Source organism: Pseudomonas sp. B3(2017) (assembly GCF_002113595.1).
Lineage (GTDB): Bacteria > Pseudomonadota > Gammaproteobacteria > Pseudomonadales > Pseudomonadaceae > Aquipseudomonas > Aquipseudomonas ekonensis.
Genome location: NZ_NEIU01000017.1, coordinates 45130 through 65700 on the forward strand (window position 1 = coordinate 45130; position 20571 = coordinate 65700).

Below are 20571 nucleotides of genomic sequence, written 5' to 3' on the forward strand. Positions count from 1 at the left end.
GCGCGACGTCGCCACCTGCGGCGTCATTGCCCGTCAGGTGCCCGGTCTTCGGAGTCCTGCTGCGGCAGAAATGTCCGGGCGGCCAGCCAGCAGCTGGCCATCGACGCCAGGAACGACACCGATAGCTCCAGCCAGTAATCCGAAATCTCGCCGCCGTTGATGTCGTTGTTCCGCACAACGAGCAATACGAACCAGAACATCCATCCGGCGGCGACTCCGGCGCCTGCCAGAGCGACCAGCAAACAGTTCAGCGCCGTCTTCCTGACCTTCATCAAAGCGATCGCCAGCGCAAAAAACAGAAAAGGCAGAAAGAACACCAACTGCGCGAGGAAAGGCGCCAGGAAGGGCATCAGCAGCAGTTCGCCCCCCCTGACTTCCCCCAGCAGTTTCGGCGTATCGATCAAGTGGGCAAACACTGTGGCCGTCTTGATGATTCCGGCGATCCCCCCGACCACCATCGGACACAGGAAAAAGGCCAGGAAGACCTTCCCGCGTGGGTATCGAGCCTTGATCATGGGGTGCAGCCCTGGGCTTTCGACAGGCCCAACAGCTTGCAGCCATAGTTCACCCTTGAGCGGTAATCCAGGATGACCACACCGCCGTCGACACCTTGCTTGTCGCCGATGAGCGGATTGAGCGACGTGTCCGTGGCGTATTTGCCGACGGTCGTGAACCATGAATGGTCACCCAGGAACTTCTCATGGATGGTCTGCAGCAGCGACTGTTCGTTTTTCAACTGTTTGATGTCCCAGGCAACCGGATCAGTGGCCGATTTGTTGTACAGGTCTTTGAAATTATCGAAGCCGCCCGTGATCAGCGCGTCCCCCGCCGCCTTGCGCCAGTCGTAGACCGGGGCCAGGAACCAGCCCAGGCCAAAGCTCAGGAAGGATCCGTTCCCGTCCGCCCCCAACCCAGTCAACGGCGCTCTGGATACCGCCTCAGCGCCCCCGAACCAGTTGGCCCCGATCCCCAGTTCCTGTTCATACAGGTTGCTGGCCCCGAAGAAGTTGGCCCGGTTGTCGATGGTGTTCAGGTACGTCACCAGGCGGTCTGAGGCCCCTTGCGTGTTGTAGAGGTAGTCGAAGGTCGTGTGCGATGTGCGCGCCACGTCGTTGTGCATGACATTCCAGGCGTCCTGCATGGCGATGTACTTCAGCGCCGCGTTGACTGCCGTGCGGCAGCCGTCGCTCTGGGGGGCCTTGTCGCACATGCTGCGCATCTCCGAATCGAGGAACTCGCTGAGCTTCTCCGCCTTCGCGATGGCAGCGTTCTTTTCCTCTTTGGTGGAGCACGTCTTGCCGTTCAGGCAGTCTTCAACCTCCGAGAAGGCCTGGTGGGACAGATAGTTGTAGAGCGTCCCATTGGCCGCCACCGAGGCCGCCGTGCTCGGGTCACCCCCTGACGCCGTGGCCCCCAGCACGCCTACGATCTGGGAAATGGCCAGCAGGTTGGCCTGTGCCTGAATGTATTCAGGCGTGCCCGGCACATAGTTGGCCGGCAACAGTTTGTCCCCGAGCAGGCCCACCAGGAACTCGTTGGCACCGCCGGCGATCGCCCCCGTGCGGAAATCCCCTCCCATGGCCTTGGACAGCAGCCCGCCCAGGCCAGCGTGCAGCAGAATTTTCTCGATGCTGCCTTCAGGCAGCTTCAAGTCTCCGATGGCGCCCGCCCCCATGGCCGCGCCGATGGCAGTCAGCGTTCCGGTAGCCGAGCTGACCAGGTTGTCCTTGAAGCTGCCGCCGTAGACGACCGTTTTGATCAGGGCGTCGGCCGTCACCTTGGTGGCTATGACCTTGAATCCCTCCGGGGTCAGGCTGATGTTGCCCACGTCGAACTTCAACCCCTGGGTGACCCCCGCCGTGGCTGCGGCGACAACATAGCTTTTGATGGCATCTTCGGAGGTCATGTCTTTCAGGATTTTCCCGAGGTTGCCCCGGTTATCGATCGTGCTGACCGTCGCTTTCGTCGCGGCGGTGATGGCCACGCCCTGCAGCATCGCGTTCATGCCCGCCATCATCGGCCCGATGATGGCAGCCATCGCAATGGCGATGATCAGTTGAGAGGCCGGCCCGAGCCCGGAGTTCGAGTATTTGAACGACTCGTGGATTTCCTTCACTTGCCGCCAGTCCACGTCTCCGCGCGCTTCGGCCTGCTTGAGCCACGCCATCTGCGGATCGGCCTTGACCATGGCATCGATGGATTCGCTGACCGTCTGCTGATTGATCTGCTTCACATCGATCTTGAGGCCTTCCACCGCCTTGATGGCGATTTCGCCCTTGGCGGACATCTGTGTCTGACGGAACGTCTCGTCCGTGTTGCCCTTGCCCTTGGACGATACCCAGAAAGCGCTGTCGTTGGTCTTGGTATGGCTCTCGTCGTGAAGGTCCTTGACCCCTTCGAACACGATCTTCCCGCCGCTGTCCAGGCTGATGCCGCCACCACTGTCGAGCTTCGCGACCTGGAATCTCTGGTCGCCGCCGCTGACCAGCGCCATGTTGCCTCCGGTCGTGATTTCACTGCCGACATGCGTCACCTGCGTGACTTCGTCATGACGCAGTTTCTTCCTGCCGAAACTGCCCTTGTCCTTTTTGTCGTACAGCGAGTAGTCCGTGTCTTGCGCGGCCAATACTTCGAGCTCGTCCCTGGCCACCAGATAGGCTTCGTCGCCGGCCTTGATCCGGCTGGAGATCAACGTCAGGTCATCGCCTGCCCGAATGGCGACATCGCCGCCGGCAGTGATCGTGCTGGCGATCTGTTTGACGTGGTCTTCCTGGGCGGTCACCTTCTTGGTCTTGTAATAGGAGTGGCTTTCATCGGCCCCGGAAGCGATGGTCACATCGCCGTCCGCAATGAGCGTGAAATTGCGTTTGGCGTTCATGTCACTGGCGACTGCGGCAAAGTCACGACCCGCACTCATCGAGATATCGCGTCCGGCACTCAGGCTTGAGCCGAACTGAGTGACGGAGCTGCTCTGCCGGGCACCGCCGTCGACGTTGATCTGTTGAGCCGAAGCGATGGCGATGTCCCGACTGGCCTCGATCCGGACATCCCGCCCGCTGGACATCGAACCTCCCACGCTGAGCATGTCCCGGCCCGAGAAGATCGTCAGGTCATTCGCCGCCTCGATGCGCGCTGCACTGTCGACGACGTCACGCTGGAACGACTTGCCCTTGCCGTCGAAGGCATCGGTGCTCACCGAACGCTCGTTGACGATGTCCCCCGTCAAGGTCACAAGGTTGACGTCTCGCCCGGCGATGATGCCGCCCGACTTGTTGACGATGTCATGCACGGCCAGCAGGCCCAGGCGGTTCCCCGCTTCGATCAGGCCGCTGTTGGTCAGGTCCAGCCCGGCGCTCGCGGCCAGATTGTTGCTGGCGCGCAACGTGCCTGCGTTGACCAGGTCTTTGCCTGCGATCAGATCGACATCGTGTCCCTGGATCAACGCCCCGTTCGGCGCCAGGCGGTTGTTGGCCTGGGCCAGGTACAGCACCGGCACCAAGACCTTTTCGCCGTTCACTTCGTGCTCTTCGAGCCAGACGATGTCGTGGGTCAGCGCCGCCACTTGCTGGGCGGTCAGCGTCACGCCGACGGACAGGTTGAGCTCGTTCTTGCTCGCCACCGCGTTGTTCATCAGGTACTTGAACATCGCTTCGTCGGAGGTCTGGCCGTCGATGAAGCGCTGGCCCGTGCGGGCGACCACGGCCTGCTGCACCAGGCGCTGCTCGAACAGGCCGTCGCCGAGGCGCTTGGCGCTGGTGTCGGGGTCGTAGCCGAGCTTGCCCAGCAGGTAGTCCGTGCTCATGAACGACTTGAGGTCAGTCAGCGCCGGGTTGGTCTCGATCAGGTATTTGTGCGGGTTGGAGCGCACGCTGGTGTCGGGCAGCCCCTGAACCCGCGGCACATCGAACGAGGCCTGAGTGCGGTCGGGCGCCAGCACGCCGACCGGACCGTCGCCGGCGACCGCGTTGACGTTGATCGGCGCCGTCTGGCCATTGAGGTTCAGCGACGGACGGGCGGCCAGGGTCAGGTCGCGCTTGGTCGTCGAGACCGGACCGCTCTTGTCGAACGTCAGCTCGGTGGCCGGCCGGGAAGGCATGCCGTCCGAGCGCTGGGTGGTGCCGGCGGCGACGGTGCCGATGGTCCAGTCCTTGCCGGGCGTCACCGCCGGCTCGCTGCCGCCTTTGCCGCTGTAACGGAACAGGCCGTTTTCCCCGGTCGGCAGGGTGAAGCCCGGCAGCGCCAACGGGTTGACCTGTTGCTGGGCCAGATCCGGCGGCAGTTGTGGATTCAAGAAGATGACCGTTGGCTTGACGGCGCTCTTCACACCGGTGTCCGTCCCCTCCTTGGCCGTGCCGTCGAAGTGGGTATAGGGATTGAGGTTACCGTTGCGGATCGTGGTTTTGGCGTTGATCTCAACCGCCTGACCCGCCTGGACAACGGAGGAAACGCTGCCGCCGCCGTCAGTGAAGACACGGGTGTCCTTTTTCAGGTCGCCCGCCAGAATCTGGCCGGGGACGGCGACCTCGGGGCCGGTGCCGAACTTCGCGTTGGTCTTGCCGAGCATCTGCTTGGCGATCGCGGTGTAGTCCCAATGCGTTCCGCCCTTGTCCGGCTCATGCCAGGTTTCGATGTAGTCGTACTGGTTTTTGGAGTTGCGGTCTGCATAGGCTTGCAGGTCGGTGCTGATCCAGCTCGTCTGCTTGCCGGGCAACCCGCCGAGCTTGAAGATCCGCGAGCGGGTGAAGGTGCCCGACTGCAGGCCGAAGTTGTCGAAGGTGTCGACGTCGAGCTTGATGTTCTTGCCGGCCGATATCAGCGAGGCCGTGTTGGTGAACGCTCCGACGTTGCCGGTCAGGTTGCCCGCCACATTGAGGGACGCCTGGGGGCCTGAGATCGTCGAGGTCGATTCGAAGCTTTCGTTGACATAGAACGTCGCGGAGCCGTCGAAGGTGATGTCACCCGAGATGAACTTCTCCTCGCCGACCACACCTTCGGTCTTGTTGTTGAAGCTGTTGGCCGACAGCGAAAAATCGCCATCGACATTGATCGACGCGGCCTGGTTGTTGACGGCATTGGCGCGCCCCCCGTCCTTTCCGCCGATCGTGAGATTGCCGATGCTGTAGACATCGCCGGTCTGGTTGGTGAAGTCATTGACCAGCAGGTTCATGTTGCCGCCGCTGAAGATCAGCCCACGGTCATTGAGCAGGCTGGCCGTCCTCACCGTCAGCGTCTGAGCCGCGCCCAGCGTGCCGCTGTTGGTCACGGCGCCGGCATCGATCGTCAAGTCACCGCCGGCCGTCAAGCGTCCGCCGGCGTTGTTGAGCAACCCGCCCACGGTGACTTTGCCCTGCCCGCCTGCGCCGATGCTGGCGGCGTTGGTCAAGCCGAGTTGTGCCGCCGCAAACGTCAGATTGCCCAGGCTGCTCAGGCGGCCATTGCCGCCGTACCCGCCGCTCAACTGGATATCCAGCTCGCCGTCGCTGGCGATCAACCCGTCGTTGGTCCAGCTCGCGCCGCGCCCGACCAGTTTGTCCGAGGCCAGCAGTTGCCCACTGGCGGTCTGGGTGAAGCGGTTGACGTTGACGGTCAGGCGGCCGGCCTGGATCACGCTGCTGTTGGTCCAGCTGTCGGCGTTGAGCGTCAGGCCGCCACGGGTGACCAGCGCGCCGCCGGCGTTCATGACGTTGGCGGTCGAGAGGCCGAATTCCCCCGTCCCCACGTGCGTCATGGTGCCGCCTGCGTTGAGCAGGCTCGGCGCGTTCAGGATGAAGTCCGTGTTGGCGGTCTCCACCAGGCCGTTGCGGTTGTCGAACAGGCTGCCGATCTGGAAATCGGTCTTGCCGCCGCTGCCCAGCGCCCGCAGCTTGCCGCCCTGGTTGTCCACGTTGGCGGCGCGGATTGCCAGCAAAGCGGCGCTTTCGATCAGGCCGCCGCGGTTGCTCAGGTTGCCGTCGAGCCCCAGACCGATGCCGTTGCCGCTGACCTGGCCCGCATTGTTGTTCAGCGAGCCGGCGACCATGTTCACCGCGCCTTTGGCGTAGATCCCGCCGCCGCTGTTGTCGATGGCGTTGCCGCCGGCGTTGAGCAGGATGTCGCCGGCGTTGGCGGCGATGCGTCCGCCGTCGCTGTAGATGCCGCCCAAGGCCCGCAGGTCGAGGCGTGCGCCTTCAAGCTTGCCGCCCTGGCCGTTGCGCAGCACGCCGGTCAGGCGGGTCTGCAGCAGGCCCTTGAGGCTGGACAGCACGCCGCCGCGGCTGTCGAGGCTGGCGGCGGTGAGGTTCAGGTCACCGGTCCGGGCGATGAGCTTGCCGCCCTGGTTGTCGATGGCCCCGGTGCCCGCGTCCACCGTCAATGCGGAGTAGCTCTGCACCGCGCCTTTGCCGTTGCCGAAGGCGCTGGCCTTGATGTTCACGCCGGCGTCGCGGCTGAAGATCAGCCCGTCGGTGTCGTTGTGCACGGTGCCGTCGGCGGTGACCGCCAACTCGCCGTTGGCCGAGACCGTGCCGCGCCCGCTGTTGTTCAGGTCTCCGCCGGTCAGCAGGCTCAAGGAGCCCTGGCTGATCACCTGGCCGCCCCGGTTGTCGATGCCGCTGGCGCGCAGCACCGTCAACGGGCCGGCGCTGCCGAGGGCGCCGTTGATGTTGGTCAGGGCGCCGAGCAGGTCGAGGGCAACGCTGCCGTCGCCGACCAGGCTGCCGCCGCTGTTGTCCAGCCACGTGCCGGTGAAGGTCATCGCCTGGCCGGCGGTGATGCGGCCGCCGGCGTTGTTCAGGCCAGTGGCGCGGATGTCGAGGGTGCCGCTGCTTTCGATCAGGCCGCCCGAGGCGTTGGTCAGCGTGCCGCCGGTGACGGTCAGCGTCTGCTTGGCGCCGCTGGTGATGATGCCGGCGGTGTTGTCGAGGCTGGCCGCCTTGATGGTCACCTCGCCCTTGCCGCCCAGACCGCCCTTGCTGTGGTTGACCAACGCGCCGCTGAGGTCGATGGTCAGATCGCCGAACTGGCTGGAGACCGTGCCTTCCTGGCTGTTGTCGAGGCTGCCGCCGTCGACGGTCACGCCGTTCCAGCCGGACACCAGGCCGCCCTGGTTCAGGGTTTCGGCTGCCGTCAGGTGCAGTCGGTCGTTGCTGATCAGGTTGCCGCCACGGTTGTCCAGGCGGTTGCCGGTCAGGCTGAAGCCGTTGACGCTGGAGATCTCGCCCTTGCGGTTGTCCAAGTCGCGCAGGTGCGCAATGGTCAGCACGCCCTTGGTGTTGATCAGGCCGTTCTGGTTATTGAGATCCGCCGCCGTCGTGCCCAGGTCGATGCCGATGCCGGTGCCGCCCAGCAACGTGCCGCCCCGGTTGTTCAGGCCGGTGCTGCTGAGGGTCAGTTGCTTGGCGGCCTTGACCGTGCCGTTGCCGTTGTCCAGCAGGCCGTCGACGGTCACGCTCAGGTCGCTGTCGCTGAGCAGCACCCCGCCGTCGCTGTTGTCCAGGCTCGCGGCACGAACCTGCAGCGCCGCTGCAGCGATCTTGCCCTTGACCGAGGTCAGGGCCTTGTCGAGCGTCAGGGTCAGCTTCTGGTTGCTCAGCACCTGGCCGCCGCTGTTGTCCAGGGATTCGGCGATCAGGTCGAAGGCCTGTGCGCTGGAGATCTCGCCGTTGCGGTTGTCGATCCCGACGAGGTGGGTCAACGACAGCACGCCGGGTGCGTTGATGAGCCCGTCTTCGTTGTTCAGCGCGCCGCCTTGCAGGTCCAGGCTCAAGCTGCCTTGGCTGAAGAGCTTGCCGCCCTGCTGATCCAGGCCGTGGACCTTGCCCGCCAACTCGGTGGCGGCGCCCAGGCTGCCGGCGGTGTTGGTCACCTGGCCCGCATCGAGCTCAAGCCGGCCGCCGGAGAAGAGGCTCCCGCGGCTGTTGTTCAGCGCGCCGGTGGTGAGGCTCAGGTTGCCTTTGCTGCTGATGACGCCCTTGTCCTGGTTGTCCAGCGACTGGCTGTTGAGGGTGAGCGCGGCGTCGGTCAGCAGTTGGCCGCCCTTGTTGCTCACGGCCCCGTGGGTGTCGACGCTCAGGGCCTTGGCGCTGGAGACCACGCCCTTGTCGTTGCTCAGGCTCTGGGCATTGACCGACAGCGCCCCTTCGCTGACGAGACGGCCCTGATCGTTGTTCAGGGCCGACGACAGGTTGATCGACAGGTCGCGCAACGTGCTCAGCCGGCCGCTGTTCTCCAGGGTCGCCCCGGTCAGCGTCAGCCCCGCATCGCCGGCCAGCACGCCGCCGTTGCGGTTGAACACCTCGCCCACGGTCAGCGCCAGGTTGCCGCCGGCCAGGATATAGCCGCTGTCGCTGTTGTCGAGCCAGGCGCCGGTGAGGCTCACGTCGGCCTTGCCCGACAGCTCGCCGGTGCGGTTGTCGAGGCGGCCGACGGTGAGTTTCAGCGCTTTTGCGGCGCCCACCAGGCCTTCGCGGCGGTTGTCCAGGCTGGCGGCATCGACGGTCAGGCCGGCGTCGGCGATGACCACCCCGGCCTGGTTGCCGAAGGTGTCGCTGACGGTGAGCCCCGCCTCCCCGCGGATGCGGATTTCGCCGTCGGTGTTGTCCAGGCTGGCGCTGCGGCTGTCGAGGCCGGCGGCGGCGATCAGCCCCTTGACGTTGCTCAGCGCCCGGTCGACGACCAGGGTGAGCTTCTCGTTGCTCAGCAGTTTGCCGCCGTCGTTGCTCAGGCTCTGCGCAGTCAGGCTCCAGGCCTTGGCGCCGGCGATCTCGCCGGCGCCGTTGTTCACCTCGCCGAGGTTCTTGAGCAGCAACTGGCCGGGCGTGCGGAGGTTGCCGCGCCGGTTGTCCAGCAGGCCCCGGTTCATGTCGAGCGTCAGGTCGCCGTTGCTGAACAGTTCGCCGCCGTCCTGCTCCAGCGACGTGAGCGATACCGTCATCTGCTGCTGGCTGCCGATCTTGCCGCCGCCGTTGTCCAGGTGCGCGGCCGTCAGCAGCAGCGTGCCGTCGGTGGCCAGGCTGCCGCCCCGGCGGTTCTTGAACTCGCCGGTGCTCAGGGTCGAGTCACCCTTGGCGCTGATCAGGCCGGCGTCGCTGTTGTCGAGGCTGCCGCTGGCGAAGGTCAGGCCTTTTTGCGAAACGATCAGGCCGCCCTGGTTCAGCGCGGCGCCGACGCTGGTCAGCGCGATCGCCTCAAGGCCCGACAGTTTGCCCAAGCGGTTGTCGAGGCGCCCGGCATCGAGGGTCGAGCGGCCGTCGCTGCTGATCAGGCCGTTCTGGTTGTCGATGACCTCGTCGAAGGCCAGCTTCAGGTCCTTCTGGGTGACGATCCGTCCGCCCACGTTGCTCAGGCCGATGCCGCTCAGTGTCACGGCGCCCTTGCCGAAGATCAGGCCGTTGGTGGCGTTGACGATCTGCGCGACCTTCAGGCCCAGGGTCGTGTCGGACAGCACCTTGCCGTTGTCGCTGTTGTCCAGGCGCGCACCGCTGATCAGCAGGCCCTGCCCGCCGGACAGCGAACCGCCCCGGTTGTCGATCTGATCGACGTTGACGGTCAGGGCCTTGAGCGAAGCGACCAGGCTGTCCTCGCGGTTGCCCAGTTGCTTGCCGGTCAGCGTCAGGTTGCCTTCGGCGACCAGTTCACCGCCCTGCTGGCTCAGGGCGTCGATGTTCGCCTCGATGTCGCCCTTGCCGGAGATGCGCCCGGCGCCGTTGTTGATCACCTCCTTGGCCTTGAGGCTCAGCGGCCCCGTCGCGGTGATCAGGCCCTTGTCGCTGTTGTCCAGCCGTGTCCCGTCGAAGGTCAGTGCCGACTTGCTTTCGAGGCGGCCCAGGCTGCGGTTGTCCAGGGTGCCGGTGCGCAGCGTCAGTGCCTTGTCCGCGCGGATCGTTCCGCCGCGGTTGTCGGCTTCGGCACTGTCGACGGTGAGGGTGTCGAGGCCGGAGACCTTGCCGGCGCGGTTGTCCAGGCGGGTGGCCTGCACATCCATCGCGCCGTTGGCCTGGATCAAGCCTTTGCGGTTGTCGAGCTGGCCGCCGATCCGGGTGGTCAGCGTGCCTTCACTGGTCAACTGGCCTTGCTGGCTGTTGTCGAGTTGCTGCGCGCGCACGATCACATTTTGCTTTGCGCCGATCTTGCCGGCGCTGTTGTTGATCGCACCCAATGCGCTGAGATCCAGCAAACGTCCGGCGGTCATGATGCCGGCGACGTTGTCGAGCGCGGTGACGACCAGGACGCTGTCGGTTTGGCTGGAGAACTCGCCGCCGGAGTTGCTGAACTGCCCGACGTTGCCGCTGAAGTTGCCGCCGCTGTTGATGACGCCCTTGCCGTTCAGCACCTGGCCGGCATTCAGGCTCAGGGACTGGCCGCCCAGCACCCGCGCGCCGTCGCGGTTGTCGAGCGTTCCGGCCGTGACCGCCGTGCGCTGCCCGCTGAGCGTGCCGCCCTGGTTGTTCAGGTTCTGCGCCACCGTGACGGTCAGGTTGCGGCTGGCGACCACGCTCTTGCTGTTGCTGAGGCTCTGCGCGCTCAGGCTCACATCGCCGTTGGCGTTGCGGCTGTTGTCGGCATTGACCCCGGCCTCGACGATGCCGGCGTTGCTCAGTTGACCGCCCGCCGTCAGGGCGACGCTGTCGCGGGCGGCGAGGGTCTGGCGGTTGGTCAGGTCGCCCTGGGTCTGCACGTTCAGCGCGGTGCCGGCGTAGACCGCGCCGCGCGCATCGAGGCCGGCGGCCTTGACGTTGACGGCGCCGGTGGCCGAAGTCTCGGCCAGGCTCAGCTGACCGTTGGCGTCGAGCTGGATGTCGCCGCCGCCGGCGATCAGTTTGCCGTCGAGCTTCACACCCACCCCGGCCTCGGTGCCCACCAGCTTGATCGCCCCGGCGTACATCCCGCCCAACGCCGAGCTGTCGATGGCCAGCTGCGGCTTGGCGCTGCCGTCGTCGGCGCGGGCCGTGGCGTTGAGGCTGTCGGCGTTGACGTCGTTGCGTCCGGCGACGATGGCCAGGTTCTGCGCCTGGAGCCGGGCGTTGATCTTCGCGCTGCGGGTGATGATCTCGAAGCGGTCGACGTTGCCCGCGTTCAGGCCCTCGCCTTCGATGGCGACGCTGCCCTGGTCGACCTGGAAGCGGTCGAGGCGCCCGTTGTCCAGCACCGGCTTGCCGGTGGTCAGCGTGACCCGCGGTGCGTTGATGAAGCCGCAGCCGCTGCAGGTGATGCCGTAGGGGTTGGCCACGATCACCCGCGCCGACTGCCCCGCCACCTCGGTGTAGCCGCGCAGTTGGCTCGGGCTGCCGCCGACCACTTCGTTGAGGATGGTCTGGGCCGAGCCGCTGTTCTTCAGGTTCGGGTTGCCGATGATGTGGCCGCCCAGTTGGGTGGCGGCGGTCTGGGTGGCCGCGTTGTTGAGGATCACCCCCTGGGCGCCGACGTTGTAGTCGTTGAACTGGTTGTGCGACAGCCCCGTGCCGTTGGGCGTGGCGATGTTGACGATCGGCACGCCGTTGCCGGCCCGGTCCAGCCCGGTGCCGGGGTTGGCCACCACGATCCCGTCCGCCTGCGCCCACAACGGCTGCCAGAACATGACGTTCGCCAGCAGGAACGCCAGCCCGCGCTTGGGCATGCCCAGGAAGCGCTCGCGCGGATTGACGGCAGCAGCGGGTTGGCCGGCCGGGAGGGTCGGGTGGCGAACATCCATGTCGATGATCTCGGATAATTGTTTTTAGAAGAATGCAGATGCAGCAGTGCGGCGCCTTGCGCCCGGTCAGCGCAGACGGCGCCAGGAAGACAGGTCAGAAGAAGTGCGCATCGAAGTGCGCAACGGCTCCATCAAGGACAACGGCAGGCATGGGCAGACAGGGCAAGCCTGCGCCCGGCCTCGCCGCAAAGAGGCGTGAGTGCATGTCCGATCCCTCGAAGCAAAAAGTGATATCAAAACAATATCGAAATACTAAAATGCCACTATTCTGGCGTCAATTAATAGATTGTCCTCCCGATGCTTGTAAATCCCCCGAAGCGAGGACGCACGCGAGTTCGACCACAATCGACGCATTTGCCAGTAGACTCTCCCCTCTTTGGCCTCCCGACTTTGCAGCGGCCATCACCTCAATCCTGATGCGGAGTCCGCCTTGCGTCTGTTTCACACCTCCGACTGGCACCTTGGGCAGAACCTGCACGGCCAGGAGCGCGATTTCGAGCACGCCTGCTTCCTCGAATGGCTGCTCAAGCAACTGCAGCTGGCGCAGCCGGATGCGCTGCTGATCGCCGGCGACATCTTCGACACGGTCAACCCGCCGGTCAAAGCCCAGGAGCGCCTCTACGACTTCATCGTCAGCGCCCACGAACAACAGCCCGCGCTGACCATCGTGATGATCGCCGGCAACCACGATTCCGGCTCGCGGATCGAACTGCCCGCGCCGCTGATGCGACGGTTGCGCACCCATGCGCTAGGCCGGGTGCTGTGGCTCGATGACGGGCAGCTCGACACCGAACGCCTGTTGCTGCCGGTGCCGGACGCCTCGGGCGAGGTCGCCGCGTGGTGCCTGGCGCTGCCGTTCCTGCGGCCCGCCGAGGTGACCGGCCCGCACTTGGGCGACGACTACCTGCACGGCATCGGCCAGGTGCATGAGCGCCTGATCGATGCGGCGAACGCCAAACGCGCGCCCGGCCAGGCGCTGATCGCCGTCAGCCATGCGCACATGGCCGGCGGCTCGGTGTCGGAGGACTCCGAGCGCAGCCTGATCATCGGCAACGCCGAGGCCCTGCCGGCCAGCCTGTTCGGGCACACCGTCAGCTACGTCGCCCTCGGCCACCTGCACAAGCCGCAGAAGGTCAACGGCGAGGAACGGATCCGCTACAGCGGCTCGCCGATCCCCCTGTCGTTCTCGGAGATCAACTATCAGCACCAGATCCTCGACGTCACCCTCGACGGCGAAACCCTGGTCAGCGTCGAACCCCGACTGATCCCCCGCTCCGTGCACCTGCAACGCGTCGGCCCGGCGCCGCTGGCCGACATCCTTTTGCAACTGGCGGACCTGCCGAACATCGACCTGCTTGCCGAGACCCAGCGCCAACCTTGGCTGGAAGTGCGCGTGCAGCTCGACGAGCCGCAGCCGGACCTGCGCCAGCAAGTGGAAAGCGCCCTGCAAGGCAAGGCCGTGCGGCTGGTGCGGATCGCTGCCGAATACGCCGGCAGCGGCGGACGGAACGGCACCGACGAGGGCGATGCCCTGATCGAGCTGGACCAGCTCACCCCGCAGGAACTGTTCAGCCGGGCCTGGTTCGACAGCTACGGCAACGAGGCCGACGAGCAGACCCTCAAGGACTTCGCCGAACTGCTCCAGGACGTACAGATGGAGGTCGGCCAGCCATGAAGATCCTCGCCATCCGCCTGAAGAACCTGGCCTCGCTGGCCGGCCCGTTCGAAATCGACTTCACCGCCGAACCGCTGGCCAGCGCCGGCCTGTTCGCCATCACCGGCCCGACCGGCGCCGGCAAGAGCACCCTGCTCGATGCCCTGTGCCTGGCGCTGTTCGGCGCGGTGCCGCGGCTCAGCAACACCGGCCGCGACGCCAAGGTACCGGACGCCGACGGCGAGATCGCCACCGGCGACCCGCGCACCCTGCTGCGCCGCGGCACCGGCGAAGGCTTCGCCGAAGTGGACTTCGTCGGCGTCGACGGCCGCCGCTACCGCGCCCGCTGGGAAGCCAACCGTGCCCGCGAGAAAGCCGCCGGCAAATTGCAGGTCAGCCGCCAGAGCCTGCGCGACATCGACCAGGATCAACTGCTGGCCAGCCAGAAAGGCGAATACAAGACCCAACTGGAAGCGGCCCTGGGGCTGAACTTCGAGCAGTTCACCCGCGCCGTGCTGCTGGCCCAGAGCGAGTTCAGCGCCTTCCTCAAGGCCGACGACAACGACCGCAGCGAACTGCTGGAAAAACTCACCGACACCGCGCTCTACACCCGCCTGGGCCGGCGCGCCTTCGACAAGGCCAAAGAGGCCCGCGAGGCGCACAGGCTGCTGCAGGAACAAGCCGTGGGGGTCACGCCGCTGGCACCGGAGGCTCGCGCCGAACTGGACGAGCGCTTCAACGCGGCGCAACAGCAACTGAAGGGGCAACAGGCGCAGCTCAAGCAGCTTGACCAGCAACAGGCCTGGCTGAAGGAACTGAGCCGCTTGCAGGAAGCGCAGCAGGCCGCCGCCGAGCAGTTGCACAGCGCGCAACAGCAGTGGGAAGGCCTGGCCGCCGAGCGCCTGAGGCTGACCCGGCTGGAACAGCTCGGGCCGCAGCGGCACCAGTTCGCCCGCAAGTCCGAACTGGAAGCGCTGCTGACGCCGTTGGCCGAGCAGATCGCCGCCCACACGCAGCAGCAGACCGAACTGGCCGAACGCCAATCGCAACTTGCGCAAGGTCTCGACGCGGCGAAGGCCGCCCTGGGCGAGGCGCAACAACGGCAAGGCGACAGCACGCCGCTGCTGCGTATCGCCTTCGAGGAGCAAAGCACCCTCGCCCGCCTGGCCAAGGAAACCGCCCTCAGCGCCGAAGCCAGGCAGCTCGCGGAACAAGCCTGCGCCCAGGGCCAGGCCGGCATTCAAGCCTTGGTGGAGAGACAGGCCGAGGTCGCCGAACGCTTGCGGGACATCGCAGGCGGGCTCGGGCAAAGCGCCCACCTGGCGCCGTTGAGCGATGCCTGGAACGCCTACCGCGACCGCCTGCAACAGCTGATGCTGATCGGCAACCGCCTGAACAAGGGCCAGGCCGAACTGGCCAGCCTTGAACAGGCCGCCACCCGCAGCGCCGAAGACCTCGCCCGGCAGAAACAGGAGCTGGACGTGCTGTTCAAGGAGGCCGGCGCCGAACCGGACGCGGTCGCCGAACAGATCGGCCTCCTCGGCAACCTGCTGCAGGACAACCGCAAGCAGCTGCGCGCCGTCGAAGACCTGACGCGTCTGTGGAGCCACCATCAGGAACTGGGCACCCGCAGCGCCGACCTGCAGCAACGCCTGGTCGAAGCCCAGCAGGAACGCGACCGCCTGACCCAGGACGGGGTGAAGGCCAAGGCCGAACTGGCCGTCGCCGAACAGACCCTCACGGTCACCCGCGAGCTGCTGGAACGCCAGCGCCTGGCCCGCAGCGCCAGCGTCGAGGAACTGCGCGCGCAGCTGCAGGACGGCCAGCCTTGCCCGGTCTGCGGCAGCGACGCGCATCCGTACCATCAGCCCGAGGCGCTGCTGCAAAGCCTCGGCCGGCATGACGAGAGCGAACAGGCCAACGCGCTGCAAGCGGTGGAGCGGCTCAAGGAATCGCTGATCGAACTGCGTACGGCCGTCGGTGCCGTCATCGCCCGGCAGAAAGAGCTGCTGCAGCAACAAGAGCAACTGACCGCGCAACAGCACGCCTTGGCGCCGACCCTTGACGCGCATCCGTTGGCTACGCAGTTGAAGGTTCAGGACGCCGACAAGCGTGACGCCTGGCTCGTGCGGCAGAACGATCAGCTGAACCTGAGCATCGCCCAGGACGAACAGCGCCAGAGCGACCTGCTCACCCTGCAACAGGACGCGGCGCGGCTGACCCAGCAGTTGCGCAAGACCGAATCCGCCCATCAGCAGGCGGCGCAGCACCTGAGCCATCAGCAGCGGGAACTGGACAGCGACCGGCAACGCCTCGACGAAGAACTCGACGCCTTCGCCAACCTGCTCCCGGCGGACACCCTGCAAGCGCTGCGCGTCGAGCCGGCGGCCGCCTTCATGCAGCTTGACCGCCAGATCGCCGAGCGCCTGGCGCAGGTCGATCAGCAGAAGGAGGCGTTGGAGGAACAGCAGGAACGCCAGCAGACGCTGGACAAAGAGCAGGAGCGTCAGCGGAGCCGCGCCGAGCAGGCGCAGGCCGCCGAGCGGCAATTCAATGACTTGGCCGAGCAGCAACTGGCCAGCCAACAGAAGCTGGCGCAGTTGCTCGGCGAACACACCAGCGCCGAGCAATGGCAGCAGCGGCTGGAGCACGCCGTGGAGCAGGCCCGCCGCGCCGAGGCCGACACCGCCCACGCCCTGCAAGATCTGCGCACGCAACAGGTGCAGACGGCGGCGGAACTCAAGGCGCAGCAAGAACGCTGGCAAGCGCTGGACACCGAGGATCGGGAGCTGGCCGGCAAGATCGCCGACTGGCGCGCGCGGCACCCCGAGCTCGACGACGAGGGCCTCGAAGACCTGCTGCGGATCGACGACGCGCAAGTCAGCGAACTGCGCCAGCGCCTGCAGCACAACGAGAAGGCCATCGAGCAGGCCAACGTCCTGCTGCAGGAGCGTGACCAACGCCTGCTCGAGCACCAGGCGCAGCGCAACGGCGGCCTGGAGGCCGACGCATTGGCGACTGCCCTCGCCGACCTGCAACAACAGCTCGCCGTCAGCGAGCAGCAGTGCGCCGAACTGCGTGCCGAGCAGGCCGAAGACCAGCGCCGGCAAAACGCCAATCAGGCGCTGGCGCAGCGGATCGCCGAGGCCTACGCCGAATACCAGCGCTGGGCCCGGCTCAATGCGTTGATCGGCTCGGCCACCGGCGACACCTTCCGCAAGATCGCCCAGGCCTACAACCTCGACCTGCTGGTGCATCACGCCAACGTGCAACTGCGTCAGTTGGTCAAGCGCTATCGGCTCAAGCGCGGCGGCAGCATGCTCGGCCTGCTGGTGATGGACACGGAGATGGGCGACGAACTGCGCTCGGTGCATTCGCTGTCCGGCGGCGAGACGTTCCTGGTGTCGCTGGCCCTGGCGCTGGGGCTGGCGTCGATGGCGTCGAGCACGCTGAAGATCGAATCGCTGTTCATCGACGAAGGCTTCGGCAGCCTGGATCCGGAATCCCTGCAACTGGCCATGGATGCCCTCGACGGCTTGCAGGCCCAGGGACGCAAGGTGGCGGTGATTTCCCACGTGCAGGAAATGCACGAACGGATTCCGGTGCAGATCCAGGTGCGACGCCAGGGCAACGGCTTGAGCACCGTGGAGGTGAAATGAACACGCTCTACTCGTTCCGCCGCTGCCCCTACGCCATGCGCGCGCGGATGGCGCTGCGCTATGCGGGGGTGCCGGTGGACATCGTCGAGGTCAGCCTCAAGGCCAAGCCGGCGAGGATGCTGGAGCTCTCGCCCAAAGGCACGGTGCCGGTGCTCGACGCCGGCGGCCGGGTGATCGACGAGAGCCTGGAGATCATGCGCTGGGCACTGGCGCAGAACGATCCGGACGACTGGCTGCTCAAGGACGATTCGTTCCACGCCCTGTGGATGGAGAAGCTGATCTACGGCAACGACCAAGTGTTCAAGGTGAACCTGAACCGGTACAAGTACGCCGAACGCTACCCGGAGCAGCCGATGGAGGCCTATCGCGCCGAGGGGACGCTGTTCCTGCAGAAGCTCGACGAGCTGCTCGGCAAGCGCGAGTACTTGCTGGCCGACCATCCGTGCCTGGCCGACATCGCGCTGCTGCCCTTCGTGCGCCAGTTCGCCCACGTCGACCGCGAGTGGTTCGCGCAGACGCCTTACGTGCGGTTGCAGCAATGGTTGCAGCGCTTTCTCGAATCCGACCTGTTCACCGGCATCATGAAAAAGTAATCCCGGGTTCAGGCCAGCACTTCACACATGCCGATGGCCGAGCAATCCACTTCGAACGGCCCGAGGAAATCACGCTCGGACTTGACCGGCGGATTGCCGGCCAGCAGCCCCAAAGCGTTGGCCCGTTCGATGTTGTGGGCGATGGTGTGGTTGGCCTCTATGGCCCGGGCCAGGCCGCCGACCGAACCTTGGCCGAAGCCCAAGAGCGAGGCGCCGTTGGTCATGAACGCAAGGCCGGCGATGATCCAGAGTCTGTAGCCTTTCATGCTCCGCCGACTCCCGCCAGTTCAGCCGCGTCCGCCGTTGCGCCGTGGGAACGGAGCTCGAACTGAATGCCGGGATGGGCGACCTGGACCGGTGCGTCGAAGCGGTGCTGCGACTGCGAGACGAGGCTGACGGACAACACCATGACCAGGTACAGACCGATGGCCAGGTAAGCGCCGCGTTTGGCGTAAGCGATGAGGGAACTGGCCATGATGTGGACTCCGTGAACCTGTTTCGAGGCCCACAGAATCGATCAAAAAAGCCGAAGGAACCACTCAGGGTTATCCATAGTGACCATCAGCTTCGTTGATCATTAAACCGGTCTATCTCAGCCTTCAATAATACTCATGAGGCGTTCGAACGCGGCTTCCGGCTCGCCGGCGACAGGCTCGGCAGCCGACAGGATGGGGGTGGAATAGAGAAACAGGAGTACCACGACCAGACGCATCGCCATGCTGTCGATCCTTATGCGGGGAAGGAGTCAAAAAATCAGCGTCAACTTTACGTTCATGGCTATGTGATATCAAGCGCGGACAGTGATATCCGGCAGATGCTGTCGCAAACGGTTATGCAGGAGCGACATCACTGTTGCGGCCAACGCTTGGAAAACTGCGGCGGCGTCAATGACTTCGCTCCTGCATAACGGGTGCAGTGCGGGAAGAGTTTCAGTGTTGGGCTTTGTGGTCCAGAGCGGCGTAGAAGTTGGCGCTCTGTTGCAAGTACTTCTGGGTGTAGCTCTGGGTGTGGGATTTCTTGTCGCTGACTTCGACGCTGGCGCTGGCTGGCAGGGCCACGGAAGCGGAGATGGCGGACGCGGCAATCACGGAAAAGAGATTGAAGTTCATGGCGGTAACCCTCGTGTTCGGTTGGCTTGCTTGCCCGTTCGGGCCGTGAAGCAAACTTAACGCTCGAGGGTCCGCCGCTTGAAATGCTTTATGGCATTAGCTGTTATCAGCGCGATTAATACAAAGGCGCAGGCCCCGCGAACCGGGGCCTGCGGCTCATTGACGCAGCAGGAACTTGAGGTCGCTCGGGGCATCCATCGGCAACGTCTGCACGACTTTGCCCAGCAGACCGGTCTTGTCGTCGCGCTCAAGCACGACGATGCCGTTGCTCTTCTGGTTGGCGATCAGCAGGAACTTGCCGGTGGGGTCGAGGCTGAACTCACGGGGGTGATCGCCCTCCACCGAACGCCGTTGCAGCTCGCTGAGCTTGCCGCTGGCAGGGTCGATGGCGAACACCAGCATCTGGTTGGCCGTGCCCCGGTTGCTGACGTACAGGAACTTGCCGTCGGCGGAGGCGTGCAAAGCGGCTGCGGCCTTGTCCGAGGTCGGCTGGCCGGCCGCCAGGTCCACCAGTTGGGTCTGGGTCAGCACCCCGTCCCGGTAGTCGAACACCGCCACTTGGGCGCTCATTTCCATGGTCAGCCAGGCGTGCTTGCCGTCGGCGCTGAACAGCAGGTGACGCGGGCCGCTGCCCGGCGGCAGTTCCACCGACGCGGTTTTCGCCGGGGTCAGCGGCAGCTCGGGGTTGGCCTTCGGGTCGTAGCGGTAGATGAAGACCTTGTCCGCGCCCAGGTCATTGGAGAACACGTAGCGGCCGTCCGGCGAGGAGACCGTGGAATGCACATGGTTCGATGCCTGACGCTCCGGGTTCACCCGGCTGGCCGGGTGGGCGCTCATCTGCACCACCGGCTTCAGGCGGCCGTCGCTGCCCACCGGCACCACCGCCAGCGTGCCGCCCGGATCCTCAGCCACCGAGTAGTTGCTGACGAACAGGTGGCTGGCGTCGCCGCTGAGGCTCGAATGGGTCGGCTCGTTGCCCAAGCTCTGCACCTGGCTGATCAGGCTCAGGGCCTGGGTCTTCGGGTTGATCGCGTAGCTGCTGACGCGACCCACCGGGTCTTTCTGGCCGGGGCCGTTTTCGTTGACCACGAACAGCTTGCGCTGATCCTTGGACAAGGTGAGCCACGACGGGTTGGCGCTCTTGACCACTTGCAGCGGGTTGGGCCCGATGCGGCCGGTGGCGCTGTCGAAACTCATCCGGTAGATGCCTTGGCTCGCGCCCGCCGTGTAGGAGCCCACCAGCAACTGGAAGGTTTCGGCCGAGGCACTGGAAAGGCCCATCGCGCCGACGCTGCCGGCCATCAGCAGCGGCCAGAACTTACGCATCTTCATGAGCGTCATCCTCATCGTCGCCACCGCCGAAGGCGTCGAGGCAGACCAGACGGTGTTCGCCGCTGGCGCCGACGATCAGCCAGCTCTGAAGGGATTCGTCGAAGGTCGCGGCCTTGACCTGGGCCGGGGTGAATTCCCAGTGTTTGGACAAGCGCCCGTCTATGCATTCGATGTGCAGGTTGTCGACTTCGTCGAGGGCGAATTCGAAGGCGTGCAGGCCGTCGATTTCGACCATCCCGCAATGTTCGAGGGCGTCGAGAAGGGAGTTGGGTACGGCAGTCATGGCAATCATGTCTTTCAGGGGGAAAGCGGCAATGATAGCTCAATGTGAGGCTGGATCCTCTGCGGGAACGCAGGTGGGTACAGAGGCCGACAGTGCCGGCCCCATCGCTTGCAGGCAATCTCCCACAGGTATCTCGGGTGTTTGCAGGATCTAGGTACACCACAAAAACCTGTGGGAGCTGGCTTGCCAGCGATGACGGTGGATCAGGCAACAGAGATGTCGGCTGTGATGGCCTCATCGCTTGCAGGCAAGCTCCCACAGGATTTAGCGGTG

The 20571-nt window shown here is 65.5% G+C and carries 11 protein-coding genes; 3 read left to right on the forward strand and 8 right to left on the reverse strand.

The genetic code is table 11. From position 1 onward, the window contains the following. Nucleotides 1-23: 23 nt before the first annotated feature. Together CAG33_RS22020 and CAG33_RS22025 are read right to left on the reverse strand one after the other, a co-directional pair. Nucleotides 24-515, reverse strand: coding sequence for a hypothetical protein (locus CAG33_RS22020; protein ID WP_170930056.1), 492 nt, complete (start codon nt 513-515; stop codon nt 24-26). Then, nucleotides 512-11668 carry a filamentous hemagglutinin N-terminal domain-containing protein gene (locus tag CAG33_RS22025; protein ID WP_085640528.1) on the reverse strand — a complete coding sequence of 3719 codons (11157 nt, stop codon included), beginning with the start codon at nt 11666-11668 and terminating at the stop codon, nt 512-514. Before CAG33_RS22025 ends, CAG33_RS22020 begins: the two co-directional genes overlap by 4 nt. Before the next feature lie 430 nt (nt 11669-12098). Here CAG33_RS22025 and CAG33_RS22030 point away from each other — a divergent pair, with 430 nt between their 5' ends. Genes CAG33_RS22030 through CAG33_RS22040 form a run of 3 tightly spaced genes read left to right on the forward strand, consistent with a single transcriptional unit; the run spans nt 12099 to nt 17574 of the window. Beyond that, nucleotides 12099-13343: an exonuclease SbcCD subunit D C-terminal domain-containing protein gene (locus CAG33_RS22030; RefSeq protein WP_085640530.1), complete on the forward strand. Its 1245-nt coding sequence runs from the start codon at nt 12099-12101 to the stop codon at nt 13341-13343. After that, on the forward strand, nt 13340-16981 hold the full coding sequence (locus tag CAG33_RS22035) for an AAA family ATPase (RefSeq protein ID WP_085640532.1): 3642 nt from the start codon (nt 13340-13342) through the stop codon (nt 16979-16981). The genes CAG33_RS22030 and CAG33_RS22035 overlap by 4 nt, the downstream gene beginning before the upstream one ends. Beyond that, nucleotides 16978-17574, forward strand: a complete 597-nt coding sequence (locus CAG33_RS22040) for a glutathione S-transferase (RefSeq protein ID WP_085586949.1) — start codon at nt 16978-16980, stop codon at nt 17572-17574. Before CAG33_RS22035 ends, CAG33_RS22040 begins: the two co-directional genes overlap by 4 nt. An 8-nt stretch (nt 17575-17582) precedes the next feature. On the opposite strand, the gene CAG33_RS22045 is transcribed toward CAG33_RS22040, so the two are convergent. The 6 genes from CAG33_RS22045 to CAG33_RS22065 form a co-directional block, all read right to left on the reverse strand. After that, entirely contained in the window at nt 17583-17840 is a 258-nt protein-coding gene (locus CAG33_RS22045) for a hypothetical protein (protein ID WP_085586950.1), read from the reverse strand. Then, entirely contained in the window at nt 17837-18049 is a 213-nt protein-coding gene (locus tag CAG33_RS22050) for a hypothetical protein (protein WP_085586951.1), read from the reverse strand. Before CAG33_RS22050 ends, CAG33_RS22045 begins: the two co-directional genes overlap by 4 nt. A 117-nt stretch (nt 18050-18166) precedes the next feature. After that, entirely contained in the window at nt 18167-18292 is a 126-nt protein-coding gene (locus tag CAG33_RS28830; protein WP_256575612.1) for a hypothetical protein, read from the reverse strand. Between the two features lie 211 nt (nt 18293-18503). Next, nucleotides 18504-18683: a hypothetical protein gene (locus tag CAG33_RS22055; RefSeq protein WP_085586952.1), complete on the reverse strand. Its 180-nt coding sequence runs from the start codon at nt 18681-18683 to the stop codon at nt 18504-18506. A 156-nt stretch (nt 18684-18839) separates the two neighbouring features. Then, nucleotides 18840-20015, reverse strand: coding sequence for a lactonase family protein (locus CAG33_RS22060; protein ID WP_085640534.1), 1176 nt, complete (start codon nt 20013-20015; stop codon nt 18840-18842). Further along, nucleotides 20002-20307: a DUF5629 family protein gene (locus tag CAG33_RS22065; RefSeq protein WP_085586954.1), complete on the reverse strand. Its 306-nt coding sequence runs from the start codon at nt 20305-20307 to the stop codon at nt 20002-20004. The genes CAG33_RS22060 and CAG33_RS22065 overlap by 14 nt, the downstream gene beginning before the upstream one ends. Nucleotides 20308-20571 lie beyond the last annotated feature (264 nt).